Source organism: Flavobacterium sp. W22_SRS_FK3, assembly GCF_052113665.1.
GTDB lineage: Bacteria > Bacteroidota > Bacteroidia > Flavobacteriales > Flavobacteriaceae > Flavobacterium.
On the sequence record NZ_JBGQOF010000004.1, the window covers coordinates 26305 to 44301 of the forward strand.

Here is a 17997-nt window from a genome sequence, read left to right on the forward strand (position 1 = left end):
ATTATATGTTTTTTTGACTAATTATTTTTTTGTAAAATTCTATATTCTCAGTAGCTATTACATGTATATCAAAATATTCTTCTACCTTATTTCTTGCTGCATGTCCTAATTTGGTGCACAAAACTTCATCCTCTAAAAAATCATTAATTCTTTCTGCAAAAAACTTATGGTTTGTTGGATGAACTAAAAAACCATTACTGCTATTATCTATCATTTCTTTTGCCCAGCCAATATCTGAGGCTACAATTGGTTTTTCCATTGCCATAGCTTCTAACCAGGAAACCGGAAAAGCTTCTGCAAATGATGGGAAAACACAAACTGTTGCTTGTTGAATTTTTTCTTTTATTTCGATATATGGAACGCTTCCTAGATATTCAACATTTTGCTTCGCCGTATCTGAAAATAATTCCTGCATCATTTGCAAGGTCGAAGAATTTCCTGAAATTATGTCCGGAACATCTTTGCCTATCAAAATCAATTTAGTATCCGGGTGATTTTCTATTACCTTATTAAAAATTAATGGTAATTCTAAAAGTCCTTTTTTCCGAATTAGACTTCCAAAATATAATATGGTTTTCTGTTTATTATGATTTACACTATTTCCCTGAAATAAATTATTATCAATAGGATTGGGAATAATTGTAAATTCCTTCTTCAAACCAAAAATAACATTTGTCATATCAGCTGTAAACTGGCTTACTGATAATAATCCATCTGCATTTTGTAAAGCACGTTTTTCATGAAACTTATTAATCCATTTTACCTGACGATTATCCAAATGACAAAAATAAGTATCTGATCCGTTTAACCTTATAATTAACGGGCATGATTTTGGTTTTATAAATGATGAAATACCTGTCCAGTCTGCTGCTTCAACCAAATCAATTTCTTTCCTGGAATACAGTTGATTAATTATTCTTTCGATTTTTTTTCTCGTTAAGAACCATGACAAACCTTTGAGTTTTACATTTTTTATTTGCTGAATAAAAATTCCATCATCATTAAAAGTATTATCTTCTTTTTGACCATAAACTAATATGCGTACAGAAACTCCTTTAGCTAAAAGTCCAATTGCTAAATTTTTAATACTTGTCCCGATGCCTCCTGAGCTTCCTGTTTTAGAGTGTGGGTATTCAGGAGTTAAAAAAGCTATATTCATTTTATTTATCAAAAAAATCTTTTAGAATTCTTGCTGTAAAAATTGTAGCTCCTGTGTCATTCATGTGTCCGCAGGAAGAAAAATATTTATTTTCAACAACAACATTTTCGTAATTATGAATTTCCGGATAGAGTTTTTTTACTTTATCAAAATAATTCATTCCTTTTACATTTTCACACATTGGTGTCATTACAGCAATAAAATTGATGTTCTCTTCCTTGCAAATATTTTTAATTTCTTCGTAATATTTATTGTGTTTCAAAGGTTTTAGATTCACAATATTATTTTTCATATTGCCATTTTTATGTTTTACCAACGGGTAATACCCTAAGTTATCTAAAGCATTTGTTTTTTCTCCCATTACAATTTTATAAGTTTCCCTAAACCCAATTTTACCATCATATTTTATATATCTGTAAAAGGGAATATAATACAATTCATTAAAATTTTCCTGAGTTTCTAAATGTTCTTTTATCACAGTCGAATTATGGATATAAGGCAAAAATTTTGCAGAAACTCCATCAGATTCTTTGTCATTAGAAAGATTTAAATCAGCCTCCAAAATCACATTTTTTATACTATATCTTCTCTCTATCATTAATTTCAACATTAATGATGCTTCAAATAAATGGCCTCCACTCATACCATAATTGAATGTTTTCAATCCATAATCCTCAAACATTTCTGAGACAAAATGATTATTAGCCCGGGAGGAACCCAAAATTACCACATCATAATTTTGAGGTTTGGAATTAAAAACTGTTTCAATTTTTCCTCTGTTTTTAGATTGTAAAAAAACATAAGTATAAAGTCCGTCCATCATAGCAGCAATTAAAACCGCTATAAGTAAAACTTTTACTGTATAAAATAAAAACTGCTTCATTAAAACTGAAAATATATAAATTCTTTGTAATCTGAAAAAGTACCAAAAGCCATAATTGCCATAATTGCAAGAGCTAATTTTACTGTACTTCTTTTACCTGAAACAGGCTCGATTTTAGTCCTGTTATTCCATTCTACCAAAACAAATAAACCAATCATAACAAGTAATTCGTAATTATAACGTTCATTGTCTAAATATTGAAAACCGAAGTCCTTACTCGTAAAAATTCGTTTTAAATACAAAATTGCATCAGTTATGGTTTTAGCTCTAAAAAATATCCAGGCTATGCAAGTAATCAGAAAAGTCGAAAGAATACTAATTATTGTTTTTACGGAATTAAAGTTCCATGAAAGCACTATTGTATCCATATTGTTTCGATTACTATTACGTAAAAGCAAAGGCAGAAAGTAAAACGCGTTTATAAATCCCCATGCAATGTAAGTCCAATTAGCTCCATGCCAAAATCCGCTTACCACAAAAATGATAAAAGTGTTTCTGACTTTCATCCAAAGTCCGCCTTTGCTTCCACCTAATGGGATGTATAAATAATCACGGAACCAGGAGGAAAGCGAAATGTGCCAACGACGCCAAAACTCTGCTATATCTCTTGAAAAATATGGATAATTGAAATTTCGTAATAAATCTAAACCAAACAATTTTGAAGTTCCTAATGCAATGTCTGAGTAACCTGAAAAATCTCCATAAATTTGAAATGCAAAATATACTGCACCAAGAATCAATGAAAATGAATTCATGGAAGGATAATGATCAAAAATAGCATTAGCGTAAGTAGCACATGTATCTGCAATGACTACTTTTTTGACTAATCCCCAGATGATTTGATAAATTCCTTCTTTGGCTTTTTCAAAATTAAACTCTCTTTTTACTTTTACCTGAGGAAGCAAATGAGTCGCTCTTTCGATTGGCCCGGCCACCAAAAGCGGAAAATAGCTTACAAACAGCGAATAATCTACAAAATTATATTCGGCTTTTATTCGCTTATAATAGATATCAATTACGTACGATAAACCGTGAAAAGTATAGAAAGAAATTCCGACAGGAAGAATTACATTTAATAAAATTGGACTAGCCTGGATTCCAACAGAATTTAGTAATTCTGAGAAAGAATTGGCAAAAAAATTATAATATTTAAAGACTCCCAAAAATCCCAAATTGACCAGAATACTGAGCCAAAACCAAAATTTACGGCTTTTTTCAGATTTCCCTTTTTCAATTTGAATTCCGGTATAATAATCTAAAAAAGTAGAGAAAACTAATAAAAAAAGAAATCTCCAATCCCAACAAGAATAAAAGTAATAACTGGCAATAATTAATAAAGCATTTTGACTGCTTTTGCTTTTATTAAAAACAAACCAATACAAGAAAAAAACGATTGGTAAGAAAATAGCAAATGCTATGGAATTAAAAAACATAAAGTAATTTATATAAAAAAGCCAAAAGTACTAAAATCTTTGGCTTAAAATAGCTTCAATACTTTCCCAAATTCTATTAGAAGCATTTTCGGGCGAATCCTGATTGATTATTTTGAACCAATTTTGGGCACTTCTGACATTTTCATTTTTCTGTTCTAAAGCTAGTTTAATTTTATTAGCAATTTCATTTGGAGAATTTAGCCAGATAACTGCTTTTTTATCAGGCATAGATCGAAAATGGATATAGTTATAAATTTTAGAAACCGACCAATTTTTATCTATCCTGTTCTCAACATTATAATTTAGAAATGCGCAAAGTTTTTGAAAAGACACATAATCAAATACCATTGATGACCCCAGATTCACAACCATTTCAGTATGATATATAGTGTTTACCTGTGCTATATTATCTGCCTGAGTTGGCAAAATAGTATTCCATCCATCGCCTATTTTCTGCCATAAAGGAACTATTGATCTAATGATGTCTTTATTTTTTTCTAAAACAAAATCATATCGATTAGAAAAATCTACCGGACATCTTCTAAAAATAATCCCTAAAGAATTTCCCTGATTATTTAATTCCCGCACTGCCTCGGCAACATCATTCAAATACTGAGGGTCGTCCGGACAAGTGGTAATATCATCACCCGAATAACAAATGTATTTTTTGTCTAAATCGAGTTGATGTTCTTTATAAAATTCTTCTTTTTGAATTAATTTGTCTTTATCAAAATGACTTTCAAATTGCGGTGTACCGGTTATAAAAATTTGGTTTTCTCTTATGTAAGGATAATAATGAAGTAACTCCTTTTTCATGTGTTCACTCCAGACAAAATAAAAATCGGTTTCTACTAACATTGTTGCCTTTGGTAAGTTATCCCAGGAGAAAATGAATGTTGCAGTAGGAATTCCTTTTTTTTTTGCTGCCAATAAAGGTGCTATTGCCAAAACAGGACGTTGATTTGTACAAAAAACAAAATCTGGTTTTTCTTTTTGGAGTATTTCTAAGCAATAGTTATAATAACTTGTACTGCTCTCTAATTTTTTAATTTTCTTACGAATTTTTTCTAATCCTTTAGATGAAGAATGAGTTGCAATTAAAAATTTAGTTACCAGATTTTTCAGCGCCGGTCTTATTTTTTTATATGCAAAAGGAAACCTATAAGTATCATAAACAAAATCTTTCTCTGATTTGATGCTCAAATTAAGTTCAATGTGTTTACGGGCATTTTTATAACTATCAGTTAACGGATTTGATTTCGCCTCACTGATTTTAATTTCATCAAAACCTAATGTAGTTAAATCAAATGGTGTGTTATTCCAATACTTAATTTCAAAATTTTTATCTAATCCAATTTTATAAAAATTAGAAAAAGCAAAATTTCGAAGTCCAATTCCATCAGGCAATAAAATAAATATCTTTTTGTTTGGCATTAACTGTCTCTAAATTGTTTTTGGTGATTGAGCTGCCAAATATCCGACTTTTGGAGGCATCTAAGAAATAATTCGGCACTATTTCCTTCTCCAAAATCATTATCTGAATATTGTATTTTGTGCAGGTCTATTATGGAAAGTGCTTCATTCAAATCCTTTTCAGAATAATCGACATTGATAATATCTGCATTTACAGCCCTGTTTTGCTGACGGGTCCCGATATTAATGATTGGAACACCATAATAAGGAGCTTCACGAATTCCTGCACTGCTGTTTCCAATAATAAACTGACTATTTTTTAGAAGTGTTAAAAAATATTCAAATCGAATCGAAGGGAAAATTCTGAACCGGGCATTATGCTTTAAATTCTCGTAAGCATCAAGAATAAACTGGCTTCCTAAATCATTGTTTGGAAAAATAACCACATAATTATGATTGTCTTTCAACAAACAATCAACAAAAGTATTTGCATGTTCCTGCATCGACTGAAATTCAGTAGTTACCGGATGAAACATAACTATCGCAAACTCTTTGAATAGAATTTCATAATACTCTTTTACGATATTCAATTCCGGTAGTTGATTAGAAAACATAATATCAATATCAGGAGATCCAATTTTAAAAATTGATTCTTTTATTTCTCCCATTTGAATCAGTCTTTTTTCAGCTTCTTTATTTGATACAAAATGTATGTGACTTAATTTACTTACACTGTGCCGAATTAATTCGTCAACTGTTCCTGAAACTTCCCCGCCTTCTATATGTGCAACCAAAATATTATTGAGTGAACCTACAATTGCTCCGGCCAGTGTTTCTACACGATCGCCATGAACCACTATCATGTCAGGATTTATATTTTTACAATAACCAGATAGACCTTCAATGGTTTTAGCCAATGTTAAATCCATTGTGGTTTCATGAGTATGATTCTCAAATGTAAATACATTTTTAAAATTACACCGCTCAATTTCTATAAGGGTATATCCGTATATTTCCTGTAAATGCATTCCGGTAACAAAAACAAAAACTTCAAATTCTGGTTCTTCTTCCAAAATTTGAATTAATGATTTTATTTTCCCAAAATCTGCACGGGTTCCGGTAAGGAAAAGGATTTTTTTCATTTATATGTTTAAAATTACACGACTCTAACCCTCACCTATCAGGGACGAATATAACGGTTGCGATTATCTTTTACTGAAAAACAATTTAGAACATAAATTTCAATATTTTATTTCCCCTCTTGAGAGGGGCTAGGGGTGTGTTTTTCATATTCAAAAATAAAAATTCAATCGCCCTAAGAACATTTTCTATATCTTTTAAAACTTGATGGTCACTAAATCGTAAAACAGAAATTCCAAATTCATTCATTTTATTTTATTTAATAATATCTCTATTATAAACTTCTAAAAATTCATGAGAATATCCATCCACTTCTATACCTAACATTAATTCATGACAAAAGAAATCTAAAATATAATTATCAACTGGTTTTTGTCTATGAAAATCATATCCATACATCTGTTTCCCTTTTAATTTTAGCCAAAGAATTATCTCAGCTTTAGTCTAATTATTGCGAAGTTGTCGTGCAAATTCTTTTAATTTAGGATTATATGGAATATTTTTTCTTTTCATAATCATCTTAGTTTATTCTAGTCTTTATCTTAAAACACACCCCTAACCCCTCTCAAGAGGGGAATTCATATCGAGATATAATTAGTTTTGTCTTAAAAAGAACTTCAAATATATCACATTGAACTAATCGAAATCAGAAAAATCCAATTGTTCATCATTGTTAATATCTCTGACAGCTATTTTTCCAATCAAATCGTTAAAATGTTCCGCCAGGATTTTACCTGTTCCCGGTCGTTTTACCCAGATGTTTTCTTTAGATAATTTTTCTCCTTTTTTAATTGATTTTATAGCACAGACTGTTGCAAATGCAAAATCAATTGTAACTTGTTCTTCCTGAGCCGGTTTTTTGGTGCCTCCGCGCATGAGAGCAATTTCTGCACTTGAAACAATTAAATCCTGACAAGCTTTTTCATTCATACTACATACAATATCGGGACCTGTACGCTGCATATGATCTGTAAAATGTCTCTCTAAAATGCTGGCACCAAGAGCCACTGCTCCTAAACAGGCATTATTATTTAGAGTGTGATCAGACAAACCAAACACTTTATCAGGAAAAGCTTCATGCATTTCTGTCATCGCTCCAAAACGAACTAAATGAATTGGTGTTGGATATAAATTTGTTGTATGCAATAAAGCAACAGGAATATTGTGTTTATCAAAAATAGCTACTGCTTTTTGAATACTTTCAATCGTATTCATACCCGTACTTAAAATAACAGGCTTGCCAAAAGAGGCAATATGTTCTAATAATGGATAATTATTGCATTCGCCAGAACCAATTTTATAAGCAGGAATGTCAAATTTTTTTAAGCGTTCTGCAGCCGCACGAGAAAACGGCGTAGAAATAAAAATCATTCCTTTGCTTTCAACATAATTTTTAAGTTCCAATTCATCTGCTTCATTCAGAGAACATCTTTCCATGATTTCGTAAATAGAAACATCAGCGTTTCCCGGAATTACTTTTTTGGCCGCCCCGCTCATTTCGTCTTCTACAATGTGGGTTTGATGTTTGACCATCTCAACACCAGCGCGTTTTGCAGCGTCAACCATTTCTTTGGCTACTTGTAAAGAACCTTCATGGTTAATTCCGATTTCGGCGATAACTAAAGGCGGAAAATCCGGACCTATTTTTCTTCCTGCGATTTCAATGTATGGGTTCATAAAATTATGAATTATATTTTTATATGTTTGTTATATAAATATTCTGCATAATCAAAATCTTCTTGCGTATCAATATCTATATTGGCAAAAATATGATTTACTTCGAATGGAAAGGCTTTTTCTGAAATAATAATATTATCTAAAATTAACTTTGCTTTTGTGATATAAAGCAATCCATTTTCATAAAAAAGAGGTTCTAAATCCTGACTGCGCTGCCCTATTTTGTAATTGAAAGGAACGAATTTTTGATTTTCTATTTTTCCGAATTTTTGGTGATTTTTGGAAATGCTAAAAAGACTATCATAATTTTCTTTTTGATAAATATCGAAAGCATCTTTTAATAAATTTTCAGGACGAAGTGGGTTTGTAGGTTGCAACAAAACAACATTTTCTACCTCATCTATCTGTTCTAAAACATTTTTTAAAGCCGAAACCGTTGGTTCTAAATCTCCAGAAATATTTGTTGGTCTATCAATTACTTTTGCTCCAAAGTGCAATGCCACTTTTTTAATTGCTTCATCATCTGTAGAAACATAAACTTCATCAATACAATTCTTATTGGCTTGAGCATACAAAATACTATGTGCTAACAATGGAATTACGCCAAGAAATTTTATATTTTTTTGAGGGAGCCTTTTAGAGCCTCCACGAGCTGGAATAATAGCAATGGTTTTCATTTATTGCAATCTGTTTTTAGCATTCTCAATAATTTTATTCATACCTGAATTCCAACTTTGAGTTGAATATAAATTATCCGGAATTACAATCTCTCTTATTTCCTTTTGATTCAGAAATTCTAAAATAGCCTCTTCCCATTCCTGTTGAAAATGCGGATTTTCTATCAACTTGCCTAACTTTCCATATTGTAACACTTCAGGTACACCTCCTAAAGCCGAAGCAATACAATAACATCCTGAATGCATCGCTTCTATTAAGCTCATACCAAAACCTTCATGACAGAGCGTTGGAAACAGATAACAATCGGACATTTGATAGTATTTAGGAAGTTCATTATTAGGGATTTTCCCCAGAAAACAAACTCCTTCCATTGGGTTGTTACGTGTGGCTCCTACAACCAATAAAGCTGTATTTTTATTTTGTGAATGAATCTTTTTCCAAACTTCCAATGTAAAATCCAATCCTTTTTTTGGAAGATCTTTAGAACACCAAATAAAGACTTTTTTGTCTTTTATATCTAATTTGTTTTTAAAATTTATTTTTTCTTCATGAGAAATTTTATGGAATTTTTGTGTATCAATCCCATTATGCAATACTGAAAATTTACAGGGCAAAATCGTATAACAATCCTTATGCACTTTATAACTGTCATGCGTCAGTAAGATCATTTCATCAATACTCTCAAAAAACCATCTTCCATGAAAGTTTTCTAAAAAAGGAGGAAATCCATGATAAAAAAACTGAATCTGACAATTTTCTCTTAACCTATTTTTAATCAAAAATTCCTGTAAAGGTTTAACAATTCCAAAATTATCGACAATCTGGATAATGTATTTTTTATCTGGTTTTATGATTCGACCAATTGCTTTTAAATATTCTAAATATGTTTTTTTAGAAAGTTTTCTTTTTATTTTATCTAGTATATTTTCAGAAACAAATTGATATTTTACAGTATCAAATATACTTTCAGGCTTTTGGCAAATTACATAATCTATTTCATGATGATCAGCCAGATAATTATAATATAGTGTTGTCCAGCTACCCGTTTTTGAAAAGGGAAGTGGAAATTGTGATACTAAAATTACTTCTGCCATTTGGTTTTTATAAATTATATTTTAACTATGCTTTTTTTATTTTAAAACTTATGCTTTTTAAATCATTACTTACTTTATAGGTATAAGGAAATTGATGATAAAATGAAATAATATGCAAAAGTAATTTATCATTAATTTCTTTTAGGCTATAGTATTTTGGTGCCTTTTTACCAATTGACTTTTTAATTTTATATTTCAAAGACTTTTGAAAATCATCTTCAACAAAACGAATTGATAAAATTCCGTTTTGAAATCGAGGAAGTTCAACAAATAAAAAATGGTCGATTATTTCTTTCTTATTAATCAAAACCAGATTATTATCAAACCCCTCTAATTCATTAAACTCTGATTCTGAAATTACTTCTCCCCACTTTTCTGAATTCACATTGTTAAATTCAGTTTCAAAATTGCATTTTAAATGACGGTGATTTACTTCTACAATTCGTGATAATTGCAATTCTGTATTTAAATCTACCGTTTCTCTGTTTCTGTAATTTTTATGCCATTGATGTAGCATCAATACTTTTTGATCATAAAATTCCAGCTCACATCCCGCTTGTATTATCCTGTTGTGTATATCAGTATCCTCTGCTCCCCAAAAATGAAAAAATTCATCAAATCCCCGGATACTTTTTAACCTTTTAACTGGAAAAAGTGTCATTCCTGTAGCGTCTTTAGTGCTCAGAAATTTGATGTTATAACTATCATAATTAATGGATTCTTTATTATTTTCCTCATTAGACATATAGCCAACCTGAAAATAAATTGCCTTGTCAGGATTACATTTCTCTTCTAAAATTGACGTAAATTCAGGATGAAAAATCATATCGACATCAGCCGTAAAACAATATTCAGAGTCAATATTTTTCAAAACATAATTAAAAGCTTTACTCTTGTTCCAGGGTTGAAACTCTGAAAACAGATAATGATAATTACAAAAAGAATAATGTTTGACCAGTTCCTTTATTTCTGAAGCAATTTCTTTTTTAGAACCATAATCAACAAAAACAACATTAAAGTTTTGTTTTGTCTGCGAAGCTAATGAATCCAGCGAACGCTTAATACGATTAAATTCTCTATTACGGTATGCATATAAAATAGTTATCATTTCAAAAAGTGTATGGTTTTGTTAGTTGCTGCAATTGGAATTTTAGTCAACTCGAATAAATATTTTTAACAATCTAAAAAGTACCCTTCTATTTGTTCCATAATATTTTAAAAAATATAAAAAAAAGTCCAAAAATTGTGTTTTTAATCTCTCTTTATGTGAAGTATATTTTGTTTCTCCCTTACTTGTTAATCCATCTAAATCATAAATTGCAAACGGAATATTTAAATGAATAAATTTAACTTTACTTTTAAATAGAGAAAAATGCATTTTCCAATCAGAAATATATTTTAATTTTTCGTCAAAAAAATTATTATTAAAAACTGAGGTATGATAAATTACGGCTTGCTGACATATTGTATTAGTAAACACAAATCTTTCATTGATATTTACAGGATAGTCCACTTTATTTTTAATTATATTATTTTGTGATAAATATATGGGCGAATAATATAATGCTTGCTGATCTAAATGCAAAACAACCTTATTCAGTATTTCTGTATCATCTAACAGGACGTCTCCACTATTCAAAAACAATATATACTCTCCTGAAGAAGCTCTTATTCCTTTATTCATGGCATGATAAATACCTCTATCCTTCTCACTAATCCAATAATCCAATTTTTTATTCTGAACTCCTAAGTATTCAGAACTGCCATCTGTTGATCCGCCATCAATAACAAGAAACTCAAAGTCATTTGAGGATTGGCTAACAACACTTTCCACTGTTTTTTGCAATCCCTGAATATCATTATAATTGATTGTTATAATTGATAATTTTAGCATTCTTTAGTTAATTTAAATTTCTGGCTTATTCTGTCAAAGATTATTACAGACGGATAATCAAATAGTGCTTCTTTATTTTTTTTCATTTTCAAATAAAAAAGGGAATAAAATATTTGCTTTAAAGGGTTGAATCTTAATTTGGTTAGAATAAGATTATACTTTTTTATTTGTGCTACTATTTTTTTTTCTTGATTTGAAATGACATTGTTAATCTCATTATTTATTTTATCGTTAGCTTCTTTGAAATATTCATCCTTATGGTCTAAAGACAATTGATTTTTTGACCTTATCCGAAAGCCCGCCAACAAAGCATTTGTGACATATAGCTTTTCAAACCTAAAAAAACGAAGCCACAATTCTAAATCGCTTGCATATTTCATTTCAGTCTCCATTTTTGCTCCCGCCATTTTCCATAATGATCGTCTCCAAAAAACCGACTCTTGCTGTATCCAATGAAAGTTGCCTGTGTAATAGTTGAATTTTGACCATTTTTTAACCTTACTTACCCCTATTGTCCTTCCTTTCTCATCTAAAGTAGATGGGACTCCCTGAAGCCAGTTCACTCCATCTAAAGAAAATATTTCAGCAACCGTAAAAAAAGCTTTTGGATGATATACATCGTCTGAATTAATCCAGGCCATAATTTCACCAGTCGATTTGTCAAAACCCTTTTGGACGGCTTCGTATAAACCATTATCTGATTCACTAATCCAATATGTTAATTGGCTCTCATACTTTTTAATAATATCAATTGAATTATCATTGCTTCCTCCATCAATAATTATATATTCTAAATTAGGATAATTTTGAGACAACACAGACAAAATAGTTTCCTCAAGGTATTCTCCTCCATTAAAATTTGGTGTTACAATTGATATTTTTGGGTAGTTCATTTTAATTGATTGCAGATATTACATCCATAAATTTTTGCCCGAATAAATGCAATTGACTATTATAATTAAACTCTGGCTTTTTTATGCTGTTTTGTAAAAAATAAACCATTTGATTAATTAACTGATCTTCATTTTCAGGATCGAAAAAGTATCCTTGACTGTGTAATTGTTCTTTATGTACATTTAAGGATGAAACTATAACATTTTGGTTCATGGCTTTAGCATCTTCAACCACACTACTCCATCCCTCAAATAAAGAAGGCTGAATTATGGCCAATGAATTGCTCATAAAGCACAACTGTTCTCCTCTGTCAATAAATCCTAGAAATTTAATATTATCTTGTAAATTATGTTCTTTTACAAATTGTTGTATATCATCAAAATATACAGGATTTCTGTGATCATACTCTTTACCAGAAAAAACAACCTGAATATTATAATTATAATTTTCTTTTATTTTCTTTACAGCTTTTAAAACAATAATATGGTTTTTATGTTTCCAAAATTGATTGGGAGAAAAAAAGTATGGAACCGCATCTAACTTATATTTAATTCTAAGTTTTTCAATGTCAATATTCGAATAATTGGGGTGAAAAACACTAAAATTCACTACATAAGTTTTTGATTTTGCATTAGGATAAATTTTCTTAAAATCATGTAATGCATCATTACTACTGAACAAAATATTGTTATCTTTTGATAATAGTTCTTTTTGCGTTTTTTTTCTGAAATTCAAATAATCTTCTGAAAAAAGATGAGGCAGATAAAGTTCCTGAAAATCCGGTATCCAGTATAAATGCTTTTCAATTGAATTTGGAATTTGTATTTCAGTGGGGTGAAACAAGACATCTATCCCATAGTTTACTTTTTTTTTCGCTATATTCTTTCTGAATATTATTCTAAACAACTTATTCAGACATTTTTTAAAAAATGACGGTGTCTTATTTAACTCCCTATAAGTAATAAAAGGATAATTAAATGCTTGAATTGACTCAAAAGAAGATGGATCGTTACTCAAGATAATCAGATGTGGTTTTCGATTATCAGCTAATAACTTAAGAGACTGTATGAGATTTTGGTAATAATAGGTACCTCCAATCCAATTTTCATCGTAAGAATAAACAATTCCTATTTTAATTCTTTTAGCCATAAAACATATTTTTTAATCCCTTCTTCTAAACTGAATGTCTTTTGAAAACCCATTTCAATAATTCCAGTAATATCTGCTACCCAATTATTAGGATCTCCAACCTTTACTTCGCCATTAAATACAAGTTTCTTTTGAGGAGAAAACTCTTTAATGAAAACTTTTGCAGCTTCAGCAATTGTAGTTTCAGGATTACCAGCGACATTATAAGCGGAACCCGTAAATGGCGATTTATCAATAATTAATTCTATAATTTTGACTAAATCATCAATATATATAAAATCTCTGGTTTCATTGCCAGTCCCAAAGAGCGAAACTTCATTGTTTTCAACTGCTTTCTGATATAAGTCCCAAAACAATTGTTTTTTTAAACCTGGACCATACGCCGAAAAAACACGTAAACTGCATGTATACAGTCCAAAAAATTTATGATACTCAGTTAAGAGTAGTTCACTTTGCAATTTATGAAAACCATAAGGAGATAAGGGTTTACAATTACTGTTTTCTACAATTGGTAAAATCTTTGGATTACCATAAACAGCAGCACTAGAAAAATTAATAAACTTACAGCTACTATTATAATCCCTGATTGCCACTAATATTTTCTGTACATTCACAACATTAAGTTCAAAATCCTGTGAAGGATTTTCAAAAGAAAAACCAACATGTGCAGAGCCTGATGCATTAATACAAACATCAAATTGATTTTCTTTAAAAGCTGCAGAAAAATCAGAGTTGTGACGTTCTATTTTATAAAATTTTTCTTTTTGACTTTCATTAACATCTGCTTCCCACACTTCAAATCCTTTATTAGAAAAATAATCAACGCAATGACTGCCAATAAATCCACTGGAACCTATAATTAAGAATTTCATGTTTTTATTGTTATATAAGAATACATTCTTCCTGGAATTTCATTTTCATTTAACTTGTTACTTTGATTTAAACCTTTCTTCTTTAAATATAAATACTTAAAAAAAGTAAGCCTTGATAAAATTCCAAATTTATTCTTAAAATTGGAGATTGCTTTTGATCTTCTAATTTGAAATTTATTCAAAATTTCTTCTTTAGAAACCGGAAAATAATTTATCACACTCTCATAATATTTGATTTCTTTTTCTACTTTTAAGCCTGCTTTTTCCATCGCCGTTCTATATTCTTCAGTTTGAAAGGCGTTTTCACCTCCGTAAAATTTTTGCAGGGGATGATTTTCTAAAAACCATTCTTTGTCTTTTTGATTAAAAATTACATGATCCCGAATGGTAATAAATAATCCTTTCTTTTTTGTGACTCTGCTTGCTTCTGCAACAAATTTATTCAGATCATATGCATGGTGCATACATTGACGTGTATAAACTATATCAAAACTTTCACTTTGTAGTTGAAGTTCTTCAGCAAAAGATTCGTAAATCTCTAAATTAATTAAATTATAGTGCTTTTTTAATTTCCTAATTGCTCCAGCCCCAATAGTGTCGCTTGGATCTGGCTCTATAGATACTACATGATAACCTTCTAAGGCCAATGCCACGGCAGTAATTCCATTTCCACTACCAATATCTAAAATTGTTTTGGCGAAGGGCTGATATTGTCTTAAAATTTTTAGAGTTTCAATAAATTCATCACTTTTTATAAAGCGTTCTACATTTAAAGGCAGATTTTCTTCAAAATAAGCTTTATCAACTAAATAATCAAATTCTGGCTGCGTACGAATAAATTTAATAGTTTCTTCCCAAGTCATTCTATCTTTCATTTTCTGGAATTTCTCTTACTATTCGTGCCGGATTTCCTGCGACAATTGTCCAGTCTGGGACATCTTTTGTAACTACGCTACCCGCACCAATAATGACCCCTTCACCTATAGTTACTCCTTTTAAAATAATACTATTAAATCCAATCCAAACTTTATTCTTTATTGTAACTTTAGCTTTTTTTACATTCGTCCAATCTTTGTAATGGCCTATTTTATTTTCATCTAAGCCTCTTTTCCAATCTAAAACATCATTTTTACGTTCAGACCAAATATTAGAATGAGAATTATTATCTACAACTGTACATCCCCATGAAAACATAACATCATTACCAATTTCTATCTCTTCAGTACAAATAAAAGTTCCTCCTCCAATGAATGTTCTATCGCCTATAGTAATTTTACCATCTTGAATCTCAAAAATAAAGTTTCCCGTAATATGGCAATTCTCCCCTACTAAAATATATTTTTTATTTTTTATTGGATTTCTAACCGAAATATTAGCCCCTCTTATATTTGAGGAACCGGAAGAAGTTATATGATCCGAAACCTGCAATGTGAATTTAGAATTCTTTCTGCAAAAAAAACTCTTAATATATCTCTTTACTTTGTGTATCATTTTTATATAATTTTCCACTCACAATCCACAAAAACACACCCATAATCATTTCCATTATAAAGATTAAACTCTGATCCAGTTTCAACAATTTCAAAAGAAAGACAATCTTGCTTATAATCAACAACTTCCAAATTAGGAATATGAAGTCCAAAAGTAAGATTAAATTGATTTGGTACTAAAAATTGGTCTGGTATTTTAACTTCAAATTCATATAAACCCGCTGATTTTATCCTTTCTTCTAATTTTATTTCTGATGTAAAAATAACTCTTCCTTTTATATCTACCAATCTGAATCCCAAATGTGCTTTTAAATGTGACTCGCCTATTTTTACTTCTATTTTAATAAAAATACTTTCATCAAAACCAAATTCAGTTCGTAAAACTTTTTTATCATCTACTAATGAGAGTTTTCTAAAACCAGATCCTTTAGATGTATCATTAATGTATTGATTAACATATCCTCCGTATTGATTTGACTTCAAATAATAATCTATGCCTTCACTTGTATTACCCTCAAAAACTATAATTCCATTTTCCATCAGTATAGTTTTGGTACACAAACTCTTCACTGCTGCCATATTATGGCTAACAAACAAAACGGTTCTTCCACCACCTCTGGAAATATCCTGCATTTTACCAATAGCTTTTTTCTGAAACTCAGCATCTCCAACGGCTAAAACCTCATCTATTACCAAAATTTCAGGTTCTAAAAAAGCAGCTACAGCAAAAGCCAAACGAACCGTCATTCCACTGCTATATCGTTTTACAGGAGTATCAATATAACGTTCACAGCCTGAGAAATCAATAATTTCATCAAGTTTTGAAGCGATTTCTTTTTTTGTCATTCCTAAAATGGCACCGTTTAAGAAAATATTTTCACGGCCCGTCATTTCTCCGTTAAATCCTGTACCAACCTCTAAAAGAGAGGCAATACGTCCACGCGATTTTATAGTTCCTGTGGTTGGAGCCGTAACCTTAGATAAAATTTTTAAAAGTGTCGATTTTCCTGCGCCGTTTTTACCGATAATTCCGAGAACTTCTCCTCGTTCAACTTCAAAATTAATATCCTGCAAGGCCCATACATAATCTGAAGTTCCTTTTATAGATCGATCATTGGTATCTCCAATTTTTAAATATGGATTTTCTTTACCTCGTATCTGGTGCCACCAACGGTTTATATCATGACTTAAAGTCCCGGTACCTACTTGTCCTAAACGGTATTGCTTAGAAATATTTTCGGCCTTTAAAATTATATCTTTTTTCAATTGTGAATTATGTGAATTGTAAATTATTTTAAAATAGCTTAGTGGGAAATATGCTCTACTAAACGGTATCTATGAAACTCTTTTCCGTTTTATTAAAAACTAAAAGCCCCACAAAAAATATAGCAATCGTAACTAATAAAGTATAACATAATCCTAAAATAGAAGTTTCTCCAACATTTAAAAGCATATAACGGGAAGTTTCGATAATATAAGCCAAGGGATTATATGCTACGATCCAGCCAAATTTAGGTAATTTCTCTTTTATCAATGCCATGGGATACATTACTGCAGACAGGTACATTAATAACGATATTCCAAAAGTAATCAAATGACTAAAATCTCGATATTTGGTAACCATCGATGAGATCAACATTCCTAATCCTAAACCTAACACACCCATAACAGCTATTAAAACAGGAAAAAAAACCACTAATCCGTTTAATGCTAAATCTGCTCCCTGTATATAATAAAAAACGTAAAAAAAGACAAAAATAAAAAACTGAATTCCAAATTTAATTAAATTGGAAATGACAACTGAAAGCGGCGTTATAATTCGTGGAAAATAAACTTTTCCAAAAATACTGGCATTGGCTTTAAAGGTATCTGATGTACCTGTAAGGCAAGCCGTGAAATAATTCCAAACTGTGATTCCGGCCAAATTAAATAAAAATGGAGGAATTGTTCCTGTATTGATTCCGGCAACATTATTGAAAATTATAGTAAAGGTAACCGAAGTAAATAAAGGCTGAATCAAATACCAAAGTGGACCTAATACAGTTTGTTTATATACTGTGATTACATCTCGTTTTACAAAGAGAAATAACAAATCCCTGTATTGCCAGATTTCCTTAAAATTCAGAGAGAGGAAATTATTTTTTGGTGTTATTTCAAACAGCCAATCTTTATTTTCTATATTCATTTTACAAATTAACAGGATTTTACCTGTCCAAAAAAA

At 30.3% G+C, this 17997-nt stretch carries 18 protein-coding genes; all 18 read right to left on the reverse strand.

Features of this window, described 5'->3' with window-relative positions:
* Window position 1: 1 nt before the first annotated feature.
* The 18 genes from ACEN2I_RS04730 to ACEN2I_RS04815 all read right to left on the reverse strand — a co-directional run bounded on the left by ACEN2I_RS04730 (window position 2) and on the right by ACEN2I_RS04815 (window position 17961).
* Window positions 2–1159: a glycosyltransferase family 4 protein gene (locus ACEN2I_RS04730; RefSeq protein WP_441764962.1), complete on the reverse strand. Its 1158-nt coding sequence runs from the start codon at window positions 1157–1159 to the stop codon at window positions 2–4.
* A gap of 1 nt (window position 1160) precedes the next feature.
* The gene (locus tag ACEN2I_RS04735; protein ID WP_441764963.1) at window positions 1161–2042 is read right to left on the reverse strand and encodes a hypothetical protein; all 882 of its coding nucleotides are present in this window, start codon (window positions 2040–2042) and stop codon (window positions 1161–1163) included.
* Window positions 2042–3475 carry an MBOAT family O-acyltransferase gene (locus tag ACEN2I_RS04740; protein WP_441764964.1) on the reverse strand — a complete coding sequence of 478 codons (1434 nt, stop codon included), beginning with the start codon at window positions 3473–3475 and terminating at the stop codon, window positions 2042–2044. Before ACEN2I_RS04740 ends, ACEN2I_RS04735 begins: the two co-directional genes overlap by 1 nt.
* Window positions 3476–3505: 30 nt before the next feature.
* Window positions 3506–4909, reverse strand: coding sequence for a UDP-glycosyltransferase (locus ACEN2I_RS04745; protein ID WP_441764965.1), 1404 nt, complete (start codon window positions 4907–4909; stop codon window positions 3506–3508).
* Complete coding sequence (gene neuC / locus ACEN2I_RS04750) at window positions 4909–6030, reverse strand: UDP-N-acetylglucosamine 2-epimerase (RefSeq protein WP_441764966.1); 1122 nt, start codon at window positions 6028–6030, stop codon at window positions 4909–4911. The genes ACEN2I_RS04745 and neuC overlap by 1 nt, the downstream gene beginning before the upstream one ends.
* A 253-nt stretch (window positions 6031–6283) precedes the next feature.
* Complete coding sequence (locus ACEN2I_RS04755) at window positions 6284–6427, reverse strand: endonuclease domain-containing protein (protein ID WP_441764967.1); 144 nt, start codon at window positions 6425–6427, stop codon at window positions 6284–6286.
* Window positions 6428–6664: 237 nt separating this feature from the next.
* Entirely contained in the window at window positions 6665–7705 is a 1041-nt protein-coding gene (gene neuB, locus ACEN2I_RS04760) for an N-acetylneuraminate synthase (RefSeq protein ID WP_441764968.1), read from the reverse strand.
* A gap of 11 nt (window positions 7706–7716) precedes the next feature.
* A complete protein-coding gene (locus ACEN2I_RS04765) occupies window positions 7717–8382 on the reverse strand; it encodes an acylneuraminate cytidylyltransferase family protein (protein WP_441764969.1) in 666 nt (221 codons plus the stop codon).
* Entirely contained in the window at window positions 8383–9477 is a 1095-nt protein-coding gene (locus tag ACEN2I_RS04770) for a glycosyltransferase family 4 protein (protein WP_441764970.1), read from the reverse strand.
* Between the two features lie 25 nt (window positions 9478–9502).
* A complete protein-coding gene (locus ACEN2I_RS04775; protein ID WP_441764971.1) occupies window positions 9503–10585 on the reverse strand; it encodes a glycosyltransferase family 2 protein in 1083 nt (360 codons plus the stop codon).
* A 42-nt stretch (window positions 10586–10627) separates the two neighbouring features.
* Window positions 10628–11371, reverse strand: a complete 744-nt coding sequence (locus tag ACEN2I_RS04780) for a glycosyltransferase family 2 protein (RefSeq protein WP_441764972.1) — start codon at window positions 11369–11371, stop codon at window positions 10628–10630.
* Window positions 11365–12264 carry a glycosyltransferase family 2 protein gene (locus ACEN2I_RS04785; RefSeq protein ID WP_441764973.1) on the reverse strand — a complete coding sequence of 300 codons (900 nt, stop codon included), beginning with the start codon at window positions 12262–12264 and terminating at the stop codon, window positions 11365–11367. The genes ACEN2I_RS04780 and ACEN2I_RS04785 overlap by 7 nt, the downstream gene beginning before the upstream one ends.
* Before the next feature lies 1 nt (window position 12265).
* On the reverse strand, window positions 12266–13414 hold the full coding sequence (locus ACEN2I_RS04790; protein WP_441764974.1) for a glycosyltransferase: 1149 nt from the start codon (window positions 13412–13414) through the stop codon (window positions 12266–12268).
* Window positions 13393–14286, reverse strand: coding sequence for an NAD-dependent epimerase/dehydratase family protein (locus ACEN2I_RS04795; RefSeq protein WP_441764975.1), 894 nt, complete (start codon window positions 14284–14286; stop codon window positions 13393–13395). The genes ACEN2I_RS04790 and ACEN2I_RS04795 overlap by 22 nt, the downstream gene beginning before the upstream one ends.
* Window positions 14283–15161, reverse strand: coding sequence for a class I SAM-dependent methyltransferase (locus ACEN2I_RS04800; protein WP_441764976.1), 879 nt, complete (start codon window positions 15159–15161; stop codon window positions 14283–14285). The genes ACEN2I_RS04795 and ACEN2I_RS04800 overlap by 4 nt, the downstream gene beginning before the upstream one ends.
* Window positions 15151–15777, reverse strand: coding sequence for an acyltransferase (locus ACEN2I_RS04805; RefSeq protein WP_441764977.1), 627 nt, complete (start codon window positions 15775–15777; stop codon window positions 15151–15153). The genes ACEN2I_RS04800 and ACEN2I_RS04805 overlap by 11 nt, the downstream gene beginning before the upstream one ends.
* 2 nt (window positions 15778–15779) lie before the next feature.
* Complete coding sequence (locus tag ACEN2I_RS04810) at window positions 15780–17042, reverse strand: ABC transporter ATP-binding protein (RefSeq protein ID WP_441764978.1); 1263 nt, start codon at window positions 17040–17042, stop codon at window positions 15780–15782.
* 58 nt (window positions 17043–17100) lie between these two features.
* Entirely contained in the window at window positions 17101–17961 is an 861-nt protein-coding gene (locus ACEN2I_RS04815; RefSeq protein WP_441764979.1) for an ABC transporter permease, read from the reverse strand.
* Between the last annotated feature and the right edge of the window lie 36 nt (window positions 17962–17997).